Source organism: Pedobacter sp. GW460-11-11-14-TSB4, assembly GCF_059423705.1.
In genome coordinates, this window is record NZ_JBWKYI010000036.1 from 31,331 (window position 1) to 50,236 (window position 18,906).

At 42.0% G+C, this 18,906-nt stretch carries 9 protein-coding genes; all 9 read right to left on the reverse strand.

The window, feature by feature from the left end; genetic code table 11:
- Window positions 1-388 precede the first annotated feature (388 nt).
- The 9 genes from AC07YT_RS22835 to AC07YT_RS22875 all read right to left on the reverse strand — a co-directional run bounded on the left by AC07YT_RS22835 (window position 389) and on the right by AC07YT_RS22875 (window position 18,567).
- Window positions 389-898 (reverse strand): hypothetical protein, encoded by a 510-nt coding sequence (locus AC07YT_RS22835; RefSeq protein WP_086547240.1) that lies wholly within the window; start codon window positions 896-898, stop codon window positions 389-391.
- Window positions 891-2,159: a condensation domain-containing protein gene (locus AC07YT_RS22840; RefSeq protein ID WP_086547239.1), complete on the reverse strand. Its 1,269-nt coding sequence runs from the start codon at window positions 2,157-2,159 to the stop codon at window positions 891-893. The genes AC07YT_RS22835 and AC07YT_RS22840 overlap by 8 nt, the downstream gene beginning before the upstream one ends.
- Window positions 2,156-3,445 (reverse strand): condensation domain-containing protein, encoded by a 1,290-nt coding sequence (locus AC07YT_RS22845; protein ID WP_086547238.1) that lies wholly within the window; start codon window positions 3,443-3,445, stop codon window positions 2,156-2,158. The genes AC07YT_RS22840 and AC07YT_RS22845 overlap by 4 nt, the downstream gene beginning before the upstream one ends.
- A gap of 150 nt (window positions 3,446-3,595) precedes the next feature.
- Complete coding sequence (locus AC07YT_RS22850; RefSeq protein WP_086547237.1) at window positions 3,596-4,810, reverse strand: glycosyltransferase; 1,215 nt, start codon at window positions 4,808-4,810, stop codon at window positions 3,596-3,598.
- A gap of 10 nt (window positions 4,811-4,820) precedes the next feature.
- Window positions 4,821-6,023 (reverse strand): glycosyltransferase, encoded by a 1,203-nt coding sequence (locus AC07YT_RS22855; RefSeq protein WP_086547236.1) that lies wholly within the window; start codon window positions 6,021-6,023, stop codon window positions 4,821-4,823.
- 12 nt (window positions 6,024-6,035) lie between these two features.
- A complete protein-coding gene (locus AC07YT_RS22860; protein ID WP_086547235.1) occupies window positions 6,036-6,800 on the reverse strand; it encodes an alpha/beta fold hydrolase in 765 nt (254 codons plus the stop codon).
- Window positions 6,788-7,084, reverse strand: coding sequence for an acyl carrier protein (locus tag AC07YT_RS22865; protein WP_086547234.1), 297 nt, complete (start codon window positions 7,082-7,084; stop codon window positions 6,788-6,790). Before AC07YT_RS22865 ends, AC07YT_RS22860 begins: the two co-directional genes overlap by 13 nt.
- Window positions 7,072-11,307 carry a type I polyketide synthase gene (locus AC07YT_RS22870; RefSeq protein ID WP_086547233.1) on the reverse strand — a complete coding sequence of 1,412 codons (4,236 nt, stop codon included), beginning with the start codon at window positions 11,305-11,307 and terminating at the stop codon, window positions 7,072-7,074. The genes AC07YT_RS22865 and AC07YT_RS22870 overlap by 13 nt, the downstream gene beginning before the upstream one ends.
- 219 nt (window positions 11,308-11,526) lie before the next feature.
- Window positions 11,527-18,567 carry a type I polyketide synthase gene (locus tag AC07YT_RS22875; protein ID WP_086549376.1) on the reverse strand — a complete coding sequence of 2,347 codons (7,041 nt, stop codon included), beginning with the start codon at window positions 18,565-18,567 and terminating at the stop codon, window positions 11,527-11,529.
- Between the last annotated feature and the right edge of the window lie 339 nt (window positions 18,568-18,906).

Genomic DNA, 18,906 nt, shown 5'->3' on the forward strand with positions numbered 1-18,906 from the left:
AAGCGATGAAACACAAAAAATTATACAATTTGTCATCCCAAGTGAATTTTGTTTTTTTTGGAGCGCAATGCCTGTAATGTATAGGAGCGGTTCGGTCCTGCTGTACGCTGCTCCCGAAGAAACCTGTGAAACAAGCAGGCACACAATAAAAAAGTAAAAACTAGTGCTTAAATCGGGATCCGCTGCCATCAGGGCTATTAATAAAGGCTTGTGTTCAGAAAACCATCACAATCATCGTCCTCGTTTGAAACGAGGACGAACGGGAAAGGCGATTTTATCGCGATTGTTTTCTCTTTGTGCATTGCAAATGCACGTCTCGCTAATCCTCGTTACAAACGAGGACTATTTGGTTATGATCGTCCTCGTTCAAACGAGGACGATATCAACACTATACCGCATCAATCTTAAACCTTCTAATGGCGAGGTAGAAAAAGGTAATGGAATATAAACCCGCCAGTAATCCTGCACATACTGCAGATGGGGTAATCCCGAAATCGTGATTTTTAGGGAAAGAGAAATGGAGTGTAAGCATCAATGCAAATACAGCCAAAATGCTATACAAGCCATTTAAGCCTGCTTTTTTTAATATAAAAGGATAGCCTGTAATTTTTTCATCTATCTTATAATTTATAGCGCCTGAATGCTGCAGCTCTTTTATTTTCTTCAAAATATCAAGTGTAATCATAAACGGCAGCAATAACGACATGGGCAATAAAAACCTGGCCAGATTTTGCTCCCCGCTAAATAAGTGAACTGAATTTTGCGCTTTAAAAGCAAAATAGGGTACCACGGTATTCAATACCGTGTTTGGGATAAGGTGTAAAAGCAGGTTTTTGCGCACAAATTTCCGCCAGTTCGACACTTTTGCCTGCTCATCGTATTCCACTTCATCAGACATTGGCCAACTCGTTTAAATTTTCCTTAATCAGTTCCATTGCCCGGTCTTTGATCTGCCAGGCTTCAAATTCTCGCAGAAACGATTCGTTCGACATAAAAGAGAAATCCAGCTGGCCGTTAAAAGTGCTGCATACTAAGGTATTGGCATTTTTCCATGGGAAAGCAACCGTAGGACTATAAATGGTTTCAATAGCAAAATGCTGATAATCTTTCGTGATGTTCAAAAGCCCCATGTTACTGAGTGTCACATCATGTGTGCCCTTTGTTGTTTTTAAAAAACCAATCATTTTATTTACCGAAGAATGGAAATATTCACTCATGTTTAACAGGTCGTGAACTTTCATTTCTGCTACTTTTGCCTCCAGATCGGTTTTTAATTTTCGCGTTTTTGTCCAGAAATCGCTTTCCGTCTGGTCAAGTTTTAACTCTACAATGGGGGCAAAGGCAAACATGGTATCCTGCTTGATGGTTTCTACAAAACGCCTGATATCAACCGGACAGATTACCTTACCATGAGCTTTGGTGCCTTGTACCTGCTTAAAAGCTTCCATAAAGGCCACGCATATGGCCGCATGAACAGTCGTGTTTTCTTCCTTACACTTTACCAGGAGTTTTTGGGTATCCTGTTCACTGATTTTCCAATGAACAGCGTAATTGCTCCGGTCGACATTATGGTTAGAAGTTGCTTTAAAAAAGAAAAATAAACGGCCAAGCGCGGCAAAAATTTTCCCTTTAAAATGGGCTGCTTTAGTAATTGCAAATTCTTCCGGCAGCAGATCGCGAACAGAAAGAAACGAGGGATAAGGCGCCAGATCTTGTTCAGGATGATCAATCAGGGTCATGAGCTCCCGCATTAGATTTAAAATGGTAGTTCCATCGCAAATACAGTGTGGGAGCACCAGCAAAAGATCTGATTCGGTTTCACCTTTTAACCAGACTAACCTTGCTAATGGCTCATTTGGGGCATCAAAAAGTTTATACCACTCTACTTTTGATTGTGTTAACCAATCCTGATCTGTTACACGTTGAGCAGTTCTAACCGGTATTTTACTGATGTTTTCGTTTCTTACGAAATAGGGTGTTTTGCCTGTAGCATCAATATTCATTTGCAGCAGCGGGTGTTTCTGCTGAATTTTATCCAATGCCTTGTGCATGTTATCTTCACTGATTTTACCAGAAATTTTTGTGCCAAAAACACAGTTTAAGGGTGTTTTAGCATCCACATGCATGATTCTTTCTCCTAAAATTAATCTTCTTTTCATGCCGTAGCGGTTAAAATTTCAATTGGTTTTTCAATATGTTCTTTAAGGATGGATATTACTTTTTCTTTAATGGCTTCTGCTTCAATAAATGGCACGTAGCCTTCACTGGCCACAAAAGTAAAATCCATTTGGTTGCGGTAGGTGGAGGCGATCATAGTGGTGGTATTACCCAATGGTCCCATTACCGAAGGACTGAATATGGTTTCTACTTCGAAGTTGTGGTATTGGTATGGGATATCGATTTTACCCAGGTTTGAAAACATACAATCGTTGCTCGATTTCCCGTATTTTAAGAAATTGGTAAAATTATTAAGCGCCGGATGGCAGGCTTCCATCATCATCATTAAGCTGTAAGGATTCAGTTTGGCTGATTTATCGTTCACATCTTTTTGTAAGGCCTTCACATTATCAATAAAGTCTTTTTCTGGCAGCAGGGAAAGTACAATCATTAATCCGAAGGCAAAAATGTGATCTTTTTTAATAATCGGGTTAAAGTTCCTGATATCAACCGGTAACGATATTTTGTTAAATGCCTTTTCTTTTCTTACCGCTTTAAACGCCGTTAAAACAGCAGCGCTCAACAAAGTATTTACGGTAAACTGATTGGTTTTGCAAAACTGGATGATCTGTTTAGTGAAATCCTGATCAAATTTCCAGTGCAGCATAAAATCTTTTTTTCGATCTACAGCTACTTTTTTAATCGGGATAATCCAAAGTGCTAAAGTGGCCATTTTGCCAATCAGTCCGTTTTTAGCTCTGTTTCGGTAGCTGTTTAAGATCTTCTTCGGAATCACATCTTTTACGCCCATAATCGGAATTTCTTTTCCAATATCGGTATCAGGATCATCCAAAAGCTGAAGCAATTCTGTCAGAATCGACAGTGCCGAAGTGCCATCGCAGAGGCAATGGTGATAGACCATCAAAAATTCGGATACGGCTTTACCTCTAACCCAGGTAATGCGGCATAGTGGTGCAATGGTAGCATCAAAAAGGGTTTTCCACTCATAAGTAGATTCCTGCTCCCAATGCTCATCATTTAATCTGTCCACAATCCGGACAGGAATCCTAAAATTTTCGGTAAGATTGGTGACAAACCATGGCCTTTTATCTTCGTCAAAACGTATTGCAGCGGTTAACCAGGGATGTTTTTTCTGGATTTTAAATAAGGCAAACCTTAAATCATCTTCTTTGATTTCTCCCCTGATTTTGAAAGGTATTACAATGTTAAACGGACTTTTCCCATCTCCGTATAACATCCTTTCGCCAAATAGCAGTTTTCTTTTCATTTAGGTTAGTATTTTAAACATTTCGTCATCCCGAATTTACGCGTTCCGTCATCCTGAATTTATTTCAGGATCTTAATAGCAGGAAAGATGCTGAAACGAGTTCAGCATGACGATCACTCTTTCATTATCTAAGTCCAGAGTTGTCAACTTCTATGCGAACGGGCTATCAAAGTTGACAACTCTATGAACCTCAGCAAAATCTTCAAGCAATTGCACGGCTTTATCGTTACCACCAGCTGCGATGAATGTTTCTTTTATTTTTTGTGCCGCATGGCGATATTTTGGATTTTCCAAAAGTTCGAAAACGGTATCCCTTAAATCGCTGATGCGTAATCGTTTGTAACGGATGCTTACGCCACAACCTGCCTGCTCGATTAATTTTGCGGTATGAAAATGATCGTAAGCAATTGGCGTGATCAACATCGGTAAACCATTGGTGAAAGTATCGTTTACGGTATTGAAACCACCGTGGCAAATTACCGCATCCATGTGTGGCATTAATTCTGATTGTGGAACAAAACCGTTTACAATGAAGTTATCAGGCCACTGTTCGAAAATATCTGGATTGGTTGCGGCTACAATGGTTACGGGCTGGTTTTCGAAAGCTGTAATCAGTTTCTGAAAGAATTCCTTACGGATATCAACCAATAAAGTACCCAGTGAAACAAAAACTTTAGGCGTGGTGGCCTGACTTAAACGTTCCCAATCAAAAGGGGCTAAATTTGGTCGGCCTTTTACCGGACCAACAAAATGCATGTGCGGTGGTTTTTCTTCAAAACCTGCAAAAGCTTGTGAAGTGAAAACCATGTTCAGCTGGTGCGAATGGATATGAATCTCATCGCTGCAAATGCCCACTTCTCTTTGTAAACCTTTAATCAGGTTTTGTTGCCACTCGAATATTTTGGGTGCACTGTTGGCGGTATCGCCCATCACATCAGGTGGTACCGGTGTGGTAGTAACCGATGGTATGCCTTTTAAGTGCGCACTTAATGCACCAGCGAAGGTTATACAGTCGTTGATGATGACATCAGGTTTCCAGGCATCAACGAAATTGTTCAGTCCTTTCATCATCATTTTGGCGAAAGGCACATAAGTTTCTTCAAGTGCGAGTTTCATCACCTCCGGCCCGGAACAAGCCGGACCATCATCCTGACGTTTTAAAATGCGTTGTATTTCATCAGCACACTCCGCCAGATCATCTTCAGGATAAATAAATTCGCCACCCTCTGGTAGGTGCACCTGAGCAAGCGGCGTGATACCCAGCCATTTTACCTCATGGCCACGAGCCAGTAAACTTGCGCCAATACTTAATGTTGGGCTAATATGACCGAAAAAGGGCGGGACAACGAAAAGGAATTTTGACATAATGTATAATTTAACTGATGAATACGTTTGAGGTTTTGTTGCTTAATGTTTCCAGTAAATCGGCTGCGCTTTCTGTTCCGCCGGCTTCGATAAAGGATCGTTTAATCTGTTCTGCGGCGATTTTATAACTGTCGTTTTGCAACACTTTGTTTACGGCTTCTTTCAGGTGATTGGCTTTAAAACGGTTAAAGTTTAAGCGTTCTCCGGCACCTACCCTAAAAACGCGTCCGGCTACATGGCTTTGATCGTATGCAATTGGAATAACCACCATAGGCAGGCCATTCATCAGGGTTTCGCAAACGGTATTGTGTCCGCCATGGCAAACCACAGCATCGAGATGAGGTAAAAGTTCCAGTTGCGGTACCTGGCGCTGCACGGTAAAATTAGCAGGCCATTGCTCAAATAAAGTCGGATCTGAAACGACCACCACATGCAGGTCTTCATCAGCAAAAGCTTCGATTACCTTAGCAAAAAAAGCCTTTTTGTGCTCATGATCGAAAGTGGTACCGATGCTAACCAGTATTTTAGGCTTGTTTATCGCGTTAAATTCGTCCCAGTTAAACGGAACTACATTTTTTCTACGGTTAAAAACGGGACCAATAAACTGGAAGTTTTCTGGTAAATCCATTTCTCCGAAAAAGTCTCTCGAGGTAAATACCATCGTTAGCAAATCGGAGCAGGCAATCGAAGCTGTGGCGTTGATACCGAATTCTTTTTGTAAAGCCACAATCTGATTGACTTCCCATTCGTGCACTTTTGGGAGCTCGTCCATTACTTTTATGGCTGCAGGGGCGGTAACCGAAGTGACATAAGGATAGTTTGTATTGCTTGCGGCAATGGCTCCGGCAAACATTTGATGGTCGGTAATCACCACATCGGGCTTAAACTGATCGAGTAAATCGGCAATGCCTTCGTAGCTGTGTCTGTTGAGTGGAATTAATACTTCTTCATACAAAAATTTGATGCTATCGATCCCGTAAACGATTTTTTTGGTAATGATATCGAGGTATTTTTCGGAATCTTTTTTCTGCTGGTCGTTTTGATCGTAACTAATCAACAGCAATTCGCCTCCAAGGGGAAGCTTCTCGCCCAATGATTCATCTAAAGTAATCCATCCTACACGGTGGCCTCTTTCCAGCAAAGCTGTACCCATGCTCAATGTAGGGTTGATATGACCGGTTAGGGGAGGAACAACAAATACGAATTTTGCCATGTGTGTTTAATTTTATGTTTTCAGGAAGAAGTTTAATAATGCTTCAGCAATAACTAATGGTTGTTGGATCGGGATATTATGATCACCTGGAACGGCAATTAATTCTGCATTTTCAATCATTCCATCCAGGTGTTTTCCTGCATTCAAACAATTCGAATCAGTACCGTACAACAGTAAAGTCGATTGTTTTATGCTTGCTATCGCTGTGCTGCCAAAAAAGTCTTTTTCCAGTTCCATGTCGGTTTTAATCGAAGTTTGATAAAAGAGGTATTCGTACATGCGGTGGTTGCGCTCCATTTGCCTTTTACCCATTTTCACTTTGGTGGTATCGGTAAAGTTTTCGACGTAATGTTCTAAAAACTCGCGGCTATATTCATCTATAATGCCTCTTGTTTTATCATCATTTGGGTCCGGAGCTTCAATTATGGCCAGTTTGTTTATGCGCTCGGGAAAACGGATGGCCATTTTTAAAGCGATCAATCCACCAAAACTATAACCGCCCAAATGCACTTTCTGCAGGTTTAATTCCTCTATTAGGGCAAACAGATCGTTGGTCATGCTTTCCAGGTCATATCCTTCCAAAGCCTTTTCGCTCATACCATGACTTTTTAAGTCATACAGTACCACATGGTATTTTGTGGCCAGGAGTGGCGCGATATTAAAATAATAGACAGACAGGTTACTAAACATCCCGTGAACGAGAACGATGGTTTCAGCAGCTTCTTTATTGAGCTCCTGAATATGAACCGATTTGCCGTTTACCGTTATGACTGGCATTCTTCGATGTAAGAGATGATCATGCCTAAGTTTAAGTTGATCAGCTGATCCAAATCCATGGAAGATAACCAGCCGGTAAAATCAATCTGTTCGCCAAAATGCGCTTTGATTTTTTCAGAAAAGGATACAATTTCGATGCTATCCATTTCCAGGTCCTTGGTGAAAGAACTTTCAGGAGTGATATCCATTTCTTCAACAAACTCTTCGCCGATTACTTCGGTGATGAATTTTTTCATGAGGTCGAAAATTTCTTCGCTGCTTAATTTTGTAGTTATAGTGTCCATCCGATGATATAGTTTTTATGTTTGATTGTTTTGATTGTGATGTTATTGATGCGTAATTCTTCTCCGTTGATTTCTTCAACAGTATAAGCCTTAGGATTGCCTTGTAAACCTTTGCCCAGATATTTTCCATAGGCTTCTTTCGCTACCCAAAAGCGGGTTGCCCATTCGATTTTATCTCTGCTTTCGAGCAAGGCCATTTCATGATCGTTAAAAACAAGATCGAAGAAACCAGCACTCCGTTCTTCAATATGTTCGATATCGATCCCAACGGGTTCGTTAAAACGCGCTATGCCTACCGCATCGGTACCTTTATGTGCAATAGAGATATGAATGTTTTCTGTTAAACCGCCCTTAACGTAAGGTTTTCGGTGTTCGTCGGAATAAATTTCGAAGGTGATGGGGTAACAGGCCTGGTTTTTCTGTGTATTTAGTAAATTCCGTACGGCATCTTTTGCGGCCACGCGACTGATCATCCAGGTTCTTCTTTTATTCGGTAAGAGGTTTTGGTGGTGTTTCTTCTCGGTCTGGTTGAAATATCTTTTCAGGATAAAATCCCACGATACTACGCGCGAATAAGCATTGCCGAAAAGGAAAACGCCTGGTGCAACCTCTTCTGATAAACGGTTATGAAGTGGCGACATCGATACGTTCCAAAGTGCTTCGTCTATTTCCAACCGGCGGTTTTGCCAGCCTGAAATGATGAGCCAGGTAATGCCGTCTCTTTTCATGACGATATCGGCAGTAGCAAATTCGTCGTTGATTTCGGTGAGTACACAAGTACATTCGAAAGTACCTTGCTGATCGGCCATATCGCCAAAGAATTCGATTTCCTGAATTTTAACCGGGAATGCAATCCGATCTTTCTCTAAAGTGAGCTGCAGCCATAAACCAAATAACTGCCCCGCATTATCGAGCAATGAGCCTTTTCCGCCTGATGCTTCAATGAGGCCTGTAATTCCTTTTTCACCAACTGCAATCAGCTTTTTGATGCCTTGATAATCCGGACCATGGAACATGTGCGCATCGTAAATCTGCGCGGAAGTACGGTCGATATCCAATAACTTTCCGATGTCGAAAGATCTGGCTGGAGCAGGGTTCAAGTGCGTCGCCAATTGTACTTCTGCATTAGCAAAGCGCTCTAAATTAAGATAAACCCTTTGTTCGTCTTTCCATTCGCCGGTTACCGTTTCCTGAAAAGGTTTAACTACATTCATCCACTGAAATACCCGCATGTTCATGATTTTCTGCACCTTTTCTTCGGGCGATTGTGCATTGGCGATTTCAGCAAACACTTCAAAAATCATGGTCATTGGGATTACCGGATCCATATCTTCAACCGTTGGCCAGCCCTTCGGTTGTCTCAATAGCGAGTGATCGATGAGGTAAGGACAGTTGTCTAAACTTACATCCAGTGTTTTGCTAAAGGGTTGCCTTACTGGTTTTATTGGTTTCGCCGGCGCCCAATTGCTTGGCTGATCGACCTGTATAGCTGCATTTTCAAACAATTCGATCATTTCGCTCTGCATGTTGATCATCTCCATTACATTCTCATTAAAAGCCTGTAAAACCGGATGTTTGGCCTCCACAAAAGTTTTGGGCTGTGCTGGCTGAGGCTGTTTAATGGTTAAACCTTTAAGCGTTTGTAGGTTATGGATCATCGGCGAACCCAGTTCGAGTTTAATGCCTTTGTTTTTTTGCGGAGGTGTTGATTTGATGTTGCCCAAATAATTGAGGCCGATTTCTTTTCCTTCAACAAAAAGCGCGGCCAAAACCCTTTGCAACTGTGTGATGCCCGAACGGATCGGCACATTGGCACTGATGGTGCTGATTTCTTTCCCCCTTAAAGTATCGTCAATAAAACCGACCAAACCACCTGAGCCCACCTGAATAAAAACACGGGCACCTTCTGCATATAGTTTCTCGGTAAGCTCGCGGAAACGCACCGGTTTGATTAAATGTTCGGCACTTAGCTGACGGATGGCTTCGAAACCTTCAGGATATGTTTCTAAAGTGGTAGCCGACCAAAGCGGTGTGGTCGTTTTCCGGAATTGCATATCCTGCATGCCTTCGAGGATTAATCCCAGTTTATCGGCCACAAATGGCGAGTGGAAACCCGATTGGAAAGGCAAAATCTGATGAAAAATCTGTTTCACCTTTAATATCGGAACAAGCTCGTCAAGCGCGATTTTGCTTCCACAAAGGATTACCTGTTGCGGACAGTTATCGTTCGAAAGGTATAAATCGGGTATACTTTCGATTATGGGTTGAAGTGCATCTAAACCGCAACCCACGGCAATAAAACGCGAATCTTTCAATTCAAAAGTTTCAGGGTTTAGCACATTCAGTAAATTCATAACCGAACTTTCTTCTGCCAGCTCCGAAGATCTTGCGGCCAGCCATTCGCCTAGACTGTGGCCTGCGTTCATATCAGATTTGATGCCCAATTGTTTTAATGCCTGATCTAAAACACTGCTTTTGTTCAGTATGTGGAGGGCCTCGCTTAAAAGACCATCTTGTTTCTCGTTTTCATCAATATGAATGTTGAAATAATCGGCTACCGATTTAATTTCGCCTCCTGTAAGTCCATCTAAACCAGGGAAAACAAAAGCTATTTTTCCATCGTTTGCCAATAGTGGTGCATTGGTGTACCAGATATCCTGTTTATTTCTCCAGGGAGAATTTTTAGCCACAATTTTTAAGGCTTTTTTGATCCGCTCCGGATTAGGGTTAAATAAGACTAAACGGAAGTTTCCATTTCCAATGTTATAATCTCCATTTTCAAGCGATTCGATCAAAGCCTCATGGCTTGGTCTTGCGATGACCAATACTTCATCTTTTTTAGGTGTATCGTAAGCAGTTAATACTACGTGAGCGTTAATTCCACCAAAACCAAATGCATTTACGGCAGCCAGTTTTGGCAAACCCGATTGGTTCCAGTCTATCGCTTTTTGCACGGCAGAAAAACGGGTTTCAGCTAATTGCGTTACAGGTTCATCACAATGTAAAGTAGGGGGGATAATACCATGATATAAAGCCAGGCTCGATTTGATTAAACCTGCAATACCTGCTGCGGGCATGGCATGGCCAATATTCGATTTCACTGAACCGATACCTGCTTTGGGTAAATCTGCATCCTGACCGAAAAACTGTTTCAACGTTTCCACTTCAGTTTTATCGCCAAGGGGCGTACCTGTTCCGTGGGCTTCTAAATAGCCAATATTTTTACTTTCCAGTTCTGCGTTTTTCCAGGCTTCGGTAATGGCTTTTAACTGGCCTTTAACCGATGGACTCATTACACTGGTTCCGCTTCCATCGCTGCTAATGCCTACACCTTTAATTACTGAATAAATTTTATCCTGATCCCTGATGGCATCTTCGAGGCGTTTAAGCACTACAAAACCACAACCTTCGCCAATGATCAAGCCATCTGCGTTTTGATCGAAAGGTTTAATTTTTTCCTGTTTGGATAAAGCGCCCAATTGTGAAAAAATACTCCAGAAAGCCGCATTCTGACCTAGATGTACACCGCCAGCAATAATCATATCGCAACGGCCACTATTCAGTTCCTGCACGCCATGATCAACTGCGATGAGCGAACTGGCACAGGCGGCATCTAAAGTAAAAGCCAGTCCACCTAAATTAAGGCGGTTAGCTACTAATGAAGCTACTAAATTAGGGATTAATCCCATTGCCGTGTCGGCACTGAAACGGCCTTTACGCAATTGAAATTCGTGTTTTACTTTTTCTATTTCAGCATCGGTAAGTTGTGGCATCAGATCTTTCAATACACTCGAAATCTGTTCACCTGTTCTTACAATTTCGATGGCACGTGTTGCGCCAGGTCCCACATAATTGCCTTTGCCAATGATGATCCCTGTTTTGTCGAGGGCATATTTTTTTTCAAATACCGAAGCATCTTCAAGCGCCTGATGAACCAGATCTAAAGTTAACAGGTGATCGGGTTCAGTACCTTCAACAGCTAAGGGTAAAATGCCAAAGCGCTGCGGATCGAATTGATGATCGGGGATAAAACCGCCACGGTTACAATAAAAACGATCTACTCCGCTCACGGTTTTATCGAAATGTACAGGGTCGATCCGGTCGGCCGGAACCTCTTGTGTAGAATCTACCCGGTTGATAATGTTCTCCCAGAAGGTCTGCATATCTTTCGCACCCGGAAAAATGCATGACATTCCAATAATTGCTACGTCGCTTTTCTTCATCTTGTTCGCTTAGGGGATCTTCTAATCTTAGTTCTATTAATTTTATTTGTACCAACTATTTTTAATCTGTTTCACTAATGCGATCGTCATAAGGCTGTATCATCTGTAATTCAATCAAATTGTCACGTTGAGCCCGTCGAAACGCCTTTTAAGACATTTGAAAGGTCCTTCGACAAGCTCAGGATGACAGTTCTATATTGATATCGACAGAAGACCCTTCTATGTCCAGGTGTTTCCAGCCATGATTAATACCTGGCTTTCTTTACCATATTTAAGTTCGTTCAAAAAAGTTTCCATTCCATCCTGTAGTGGAATCAATGCAATTCCCCTGCGCTGGTATTCTTTCTCTAAGGTTGGCGAAACCATACCTACCCCTTTCCACGGTCCCCAGTTAATGGCCATTACCTTGCCCTGGATTTTTTGTTTTAAGGCCCAGGCATATTTATCCATCACACTGTTTGCTGCCGCATAATCGGTTTGCCCACGGTTTCCGTAAACAGAAGCGATGCTCGAGAACAGGATCACAAATTGTGTTTCTGGTCTTAATTGCTCAGCCAATACCCTTAACGGGGTTACTTTGGTATCGAAAACGCGTCCAAATGATTCAGAGGTTTTGCTATGGAATAATTTATCTTCCAATAAACCTGCACCATGTACCACGCCATCAATACGGCCGTAATCTTCATAAACCTGATTGATCAAACGGGTCAGTGCTTCTTCATCTTTAAGGTCTAACGATTCGTAAACCACGGTAGATCCACCTTCTTCTAAAGTGGCAATGCAACGTAAAATCTGGTTGTTTTTATAAATTCTGTTGGTTTCCTGTTCTATTTCGGCAGGTTTTTTAATCTCGCCCTGTTTAATTAGGTACTGCCTGATCTCGTCTTTTGTTTTCAAGGAAGCGCTGGCTTCATTTGCCGAGGAAATCGGATTTGCCGAACGGCCAACCAGGATATATTTACATGGATAATCTTTCGCGAAATGAATCATCAGTTCGGCCGTTATGCCTTGTGCGCCCCCTAAAACCATCACCACAGCATCTTTATCCAAATGGATGTGCGCATCGGTTTCGGTGCTCAATTGGTGCGGCACCAATTCCATAATATGCCTTTTATGGTCGTTGTAAATGATCTCCGAAGGTTTATCCGGATTCAGGATTTCGTTTAAGGTAATATTGGTGATTTCATCCGGCGACATTTTGGTTTCGAGACTGATGAAACGGCATTTGGTATGCTCGTATTCGCGGTCTAAACTTTTGAAGAAACCCGAATATCCTTGATAATTTCTTAAGAAAGAAATATCAGATTGGTCGTTAAAATATTGTTTGGTGTCCGCAATCAGATACACCCATTTTACGGTATCAAAATTTAGTTTTTTAATCGTTGCGAAATGATCGAGAATACCCACTTTTTGCTGTGCTTCGAACATGTTCAAAATAATGAGGCCCTGATAGCCATCCAGTGAGTCTTCAAAGCTTACCAAATCGGCAATGGCACCATGTTTCTCGAGCACTTTTTTGATTTTGATCGCCTGACCTCCACCGTCATCGGTTAAGGCAAAACGCTGCCCTTTTAAAATGGCTGCTTCGGTAATGGTTAGGGCGGCAGGAGTTAGCTCAAATCTTAAACGCGATAATTTTTCTTTAACCGTTTGATCATCGATGCTCTCCTCAATAAGCTTTTTTGCCTCGGTAAGCACCTCCGAGCTTTCTGCTTCAACATCGGCAATCCAGTTAACCAGGGCATTTAAAGTTTTAATTGCGGCCAGTTTCTCCATTAAATCATCAGCCTGTTCGCTTTGCGAACCGAAACCGATTTTTTCTTTAAGCGATGCAATAATTTCCATCCTTTTGATCGAATCGATACTTAAATCGGCTTCAAGATCTAAATCCATACCCAGCATTTCTTTTGGATAGCCGGTTTTCTCACTTACCACCTCAAGAATGGCTGATTTTAACTGATCGATTGAAAATTTTGCCTGCTCGGATTGAATGATAGGCGCTGATGTTACAGCAGCTGCGCTAACCGCTTTTGGTTGTTCCGTATTTTCTGTAATCCAGTTTATGAGGCTGCTTAAAGTTTTAAGACCGGCAAGCTCCTCCATAATTTTATCTTCCGGCAGGTTCAATTGAGAGAAACCACCCAGTTCGGTACGTAAAGCACCGATAATTTCTACACGTTTAATGGAATCGATACTTAAATCGGCTTCAAGGTCCATTTCCATGCCCAGCATTTCCTGTGGATAGCCTGTTTTATCGCTCACAATTTGTAAAAGCACCAGTTTTAAGTCTTTTTGTTCAATTGCAGGCGTAATTACCTCAATCGTTTGTGCCTGAGGTACTTCCTGTTTTGCTATGATCTGGTTTTCAATGCGAACTGGCTGAGGGACCTGATATGAGGTTAAGGGTTGATTAATGATTTGCGAAGGCATTGCGGGAGCTTGTCCTAAAAAGGAAAGCATCACATCGCGTTGTGCCTGAATCAGCATTTTCATGCTGTGCAGGTATTCCTGCATCATCAGGTCTTTGGCTGAGCCATTAACCTGTTGATTTTCAGTTGGTGTAGCGGTAGTATTCATAAGGATGATCGGTTTAGTAATAGGGGAGGCACCATTTGCCGGAAGTTTACCTGTTGATGGAACAGCGTGTTGACCATTCACGTACCAGATGGCCGGACTTTTTTTATAGATATCAAGTTCATCCAGTTTGATGGTTTTAACTGAACGGCCTTCGAATAATTTTTCGAGTTTGATTTCACGGCCGGTAGCCATATAGCCAGCCAACGTGCCTAATAAATGACTAAGTTTATTCTGGCCTTGATCCTCGGTGTGTAAAATCACTTCGTCTTTGCCAATGCAGTATTTGGTTAAACCGCTTAGCACCTTGCCAGGGCCAACTTCTACGAAAACCCTGGCGCCGGCGGCATACATATCCCTTAGTTCATCAACAAAAAGGACAGGTTTTATCAAATGGTCGGTTAAACGTTCTTTAACTGCGGCAGCTTCAACAGGGTATTCTTTTGCCGTAGTATTAGACCATACGGGGATTTTAAGGTCATTAAAATTTACACCAGAAAGCACTTCCTGGTAAAGCTGTTTCGATTTGGCCACCAATGGGCTGTGGAAAGCACAAGCCACTTCAAGCGGACGGAACGATATTTTAGCCTCTTTTAACACGGCGGCCAGTTGACTGATGGCTGGAGTGCTGCCGGCAATAACACATTGCGTTGGCGCATTAAAGTTTACCGGATAAACAGCTGCAATATCACCCAGGTATTGTGCAAGATCTTCCTGTTTTGCGCTCACAGCAAGCATGGTACCCGGATCGCCGTTTTCTACAGCATTTAAGATCGCTTTTGCCCTTTCTGCACTCAGGTGAACCAATGCTTCCTCTTCAAAAGCACCTGCAAAACAAAGTGCAGGCAATTCGCCGTAGCTGTGACCAGCCACCATATCAGGCACAATGCCCAATGATCTCAGGAAGTTGGCAATGGCCAGATCAACAATACCCAAAAGTGGTTGTGCCATGCGGGTATCTTTAATCTGCTCTTTTTGAGCTTTTAGATCCGCATCATTAAATACGGTATTGGGGAAAAGGACTTTTTCGTATTCAGGATAAGCCTTCAGCAGTTTTCTCATTTCAGGGAAAACCACGAAAAGATCCCGGGCCATATTTACCCTTTGGCTTCCTTGTCCAGGAAACATAAAAGCGACTTTACCTTCCTGTTTTTGGGTGAGGTAAGTATCTTTACTTTCTACGCCAGATAACACCAGGTCGATTTTCATCACTAAGTCTTCTGCATGATTGGCAACGATACTCAATTGAACAGGTTTGTTATCTGTTGTGGCTAAACTATAGGCAATATCTTTCAGTTCGATCTGATCGTTCAGTTCTAAAAGGTTTTTTACAGAGATTACGCGGCTTTTGGCTTCCTCGTAAGTATCTCCCCTGAAAACAAACAGTTCAGAAGGCCATGATTTTAAGATCGAATTTTTATTTTCTGTGTTTTGCGCACTTTCCAATACGGCGTGGAAGTTTGTTCCGCCAAAACCGAATGCACTTACACCGGCATATCGTTTTTCTTCCATCCATAAACCAGCTTCGGTATGGAAGGCAAAAGGACTGGTTTTTGCGTTGTAAAAACTATTTGGTGTTTTTAAGTTAATGGTTGGCGGTTTAATGCCATGGTAAACCGATAGCGATGCTTTAATTAAACCTGCGATGCCGGCGGCACATTTGGTGTGGCCAATCTGCGTTTTTACTGAGCCTAAATGTGTTTGTCCTGCAGTTGCGCCGGACTGGTTAAGCATATCCGTTAATGCGCTGATTTCTGTTTTATCACCAACTACGGTACCTGTACCGTGTGCTTCTACCAAACCAATCAACGAAGGTGTAATCCCAGCCTGGCTATAAGCCCTTTCTAAAGCATTTACCTGTCCGTTTTTACGTGGCGCAGTTAAACCCAGGCTTTTTCCATCACTTGAGCCGCCGACACCTTTAATAATAGAATAAATCGTATCGCCATCGCGTAAAGCATCGTCATATCTTTTTAATACGATCATGGCAATCCCTTCGCCAAGGGCAATTCCATCTGCTTCAGCATCAAAAGTAGCACACCTTCCTTTTTTAGAAAGGGCATGTGTACTCGAGAACATCAGGTAATCGTTAATGCCATTGTGCAGATCTGCTCCTCCGGCCAAAACCATGTCTGATTTCTCTAAAAATAACTCCTGACAAGCCAGATCGATTGCTGCAAGCGAAGAAGCGCAAGCCGCATCAACGGTATAATTTCTGCCGCCCAGGTTTAACCTGTTGGTGATCCTGCCCGAAATTACATTCGCCAAAATACCCGGGAATGAATCTTCTGTGGTCTTAGGTAAGGCAGCATCCAATTCAGCTGGCATTTCGCCAAAAACCTGTTTGTAAAAACCTCTGAAGCTATAACTATTGGCGAGGTCGTTTCCACCTTCGGCACCAATAATTACCGAAACATTTTCATTGTCTACACCACCATCGGCATAACCAGCGTGTTGCATCGCCTGTTTGGCCACCATTAAGGTAAGCAGTTGGGTAGGCTCTATGGCCGCGAGCGATTGCGGCGGAATGCCAAATTCTAAGGGATCAAAATCTATCCTTGGGATAAAACCGCCCCATTTAGAGTGCGACATATCGCCGGCAGTAGAATCAGGGTTATAATAGAGTTCTTTATTCCATCTTTCATCCGGCACTTCGGTTACCGAATCTTTACCCAAAATGATATTACGCCAATATTCTTCGAGGTTTTTAGCCCCAGGGAAAATACAGGCCATACCTACAATGGCCACGTCCAATGCTTTTGCCTTATTTTTGGGAGGCGAGGAAAGTGTAGCGTTTAAAATATGTGAATAGTTATTGTCGGCTACATTCTGGTGAAGATCGAGTAATGACATGATACGTTTATGCATGGGCGCAACCTGACCGATCATGTACATACCCAGATCAGTTTGTTCAGCTTCGTTTATTTGTACCAGCTTATCGCCACGTCTTTCGATTCCTTTTGCAGCAATACGTAAACGGCCAACATTTAACGTTTCCAGTTTGGCCCAGATTTCTTTTTTATCCATTCCTTCGGACTGAAGTTTCTTTTTTTCTTCATTAAAGAAGGTGGCAAATGAAGAATTTAAACACCTGGTTTCGTGTCCCGGTGCAGTTTCGAGCAAAACAGTTTCGTTTGCCTGCATGGCTTCCTGCTGGAATTTATCTAAAATAGCACCTGTACTGACCGCTTCTTTAGTATATAAATATGCGGTGCCCATTAATACCCCGATTTTCATTCCCCTGGCAGCCAAAGGAGCAGCCATTACTGAAATAAAAGCGGTTGAAAAAGCATCATGAATACCACCTGCGAAGAAAATGCTGATGCTTTCGGGATTTTCTTCCTTTAACAAACGTTCGATCTGTTTTTCCCACAATACCATGCTCGATAGTGGCCCAACGTGACCACCACATTCGCGACCTTCGAATACAAAACGTTTAGCGCCTTCTTTCAAAAACATATCTAAAAGAGAGGCAGATGGCACGTGAAGGAAGGTTTTAATCCCTACCTTTTCAAAAGGTTTAGCTTGTGAAGGTCTTCCACCCGCAATTAACAAAACAGGAGGTTTTGCATTTAATATATAATCTTGTTGCTCGTCTCTAAGTTCCTGTGGTGCAAAACCTAAAATACCTACACCCCAGGTTTTCTCACCAGCCAGTTTTTTGGTTTCTTCGATCAGGTTTTTTGCTGATGCTCCTTTTAATAAGGATAAGGCTATAAATGATAAGGCGCCAGCTTCGGAAACGGCATTAGCAAATGGAGCGACATCACTTACCCTGGTCATAGGTCCCTGCGCAATAGGATAGGTGATGTTCAGATCTTTGGCTAACGAATTGTCTGCCTTAATAATATTGATGGCTTTAGCTTGTTTTAAATGGCCATAAATGGCTTCTTTTATTCCAAAAACCAATTTATCGAGCTTTTTATATTTGCTAACCAGGTCAATTGATAAGGCAATATCCTGACCCATTGGAAGGTAGTTTGTTTCCAGATCGTAACCTTTAAAATATTTTTGAAGGTCATTATAATCTATATCTTCTGCTACTGCCGGCGAATTCGGACGGACCAATACGCGGGTTTTATCAATCAGTTTGGTTTCTGTTCCACTTAATTTGCCGCAAATAACTTTTAATTCTTCAGGTACCGCACATTCTGGAAATAAGGCCAGCTGACTATCTAAAATGATTCCCGTTGCGCCCTGCGCCATTAACGAGGCCGCAGTATGGATACCCACGCCACCCTGAACCCAAACCGGAAGGGAAGTAATTTCTTTAATAACCCGTTGAAAAAGTACAAAAGAAGATTCGTATGCCACACAGCCAGCACCTTCATTTCCTTTTACCACTATCCCGTCGGCTCCGTTTTCTTGTGCTGCTAATGCAGATTCAAGGTCGTAAACCTGATAGATAATTTTTGCCGATGTTTTACGTTTTAGCGCAAAATCATAAGGTGCAATGATTAAACTTACCTGTGTGGGAAGATCAATGCTTGCTAATGCTGCTGAATTGATACTTACACCGAAATCTGATATGCCTGCTTCCAGGAGTGCCTGAAGGGCTTTTTCTGCTTCATTTTTACAATGTCCAAGACTGAGAACCGGAAAGCAATCTGCTTTTTGTAAATTGGAAACCAATCTGCTATCAGGGATTTCGAAGGGAGTTACTCCAATAATGGCGTGTTTGTTCATGGCTTTAGATTTTGATTCTAATCTTCTGTTTGGTGGATGATTTAAGCGCAACATAATGGTTCTTTATGCCGGCCGTAATACACAATAACACAGCTTTTTAGCGCTGAAAATAGTGTGTATGATTAATTAGACTAAGATACGAATTGGTTAAGTCAAATTGTTTTAAAAATTTATAAATGAATGAAGTGAACAGGTGTCACCGATACAATCAATTTTTTCATTCAGAAATGAATTTTATGAACAAAATTCTTATTAAAAATTTCAATTATGCTTCTTTTTATCGTTTGTTTAAGTTTCAAGTACAAAAGAAGCTGCCCCAGGTTGGGTTAATATTAATAA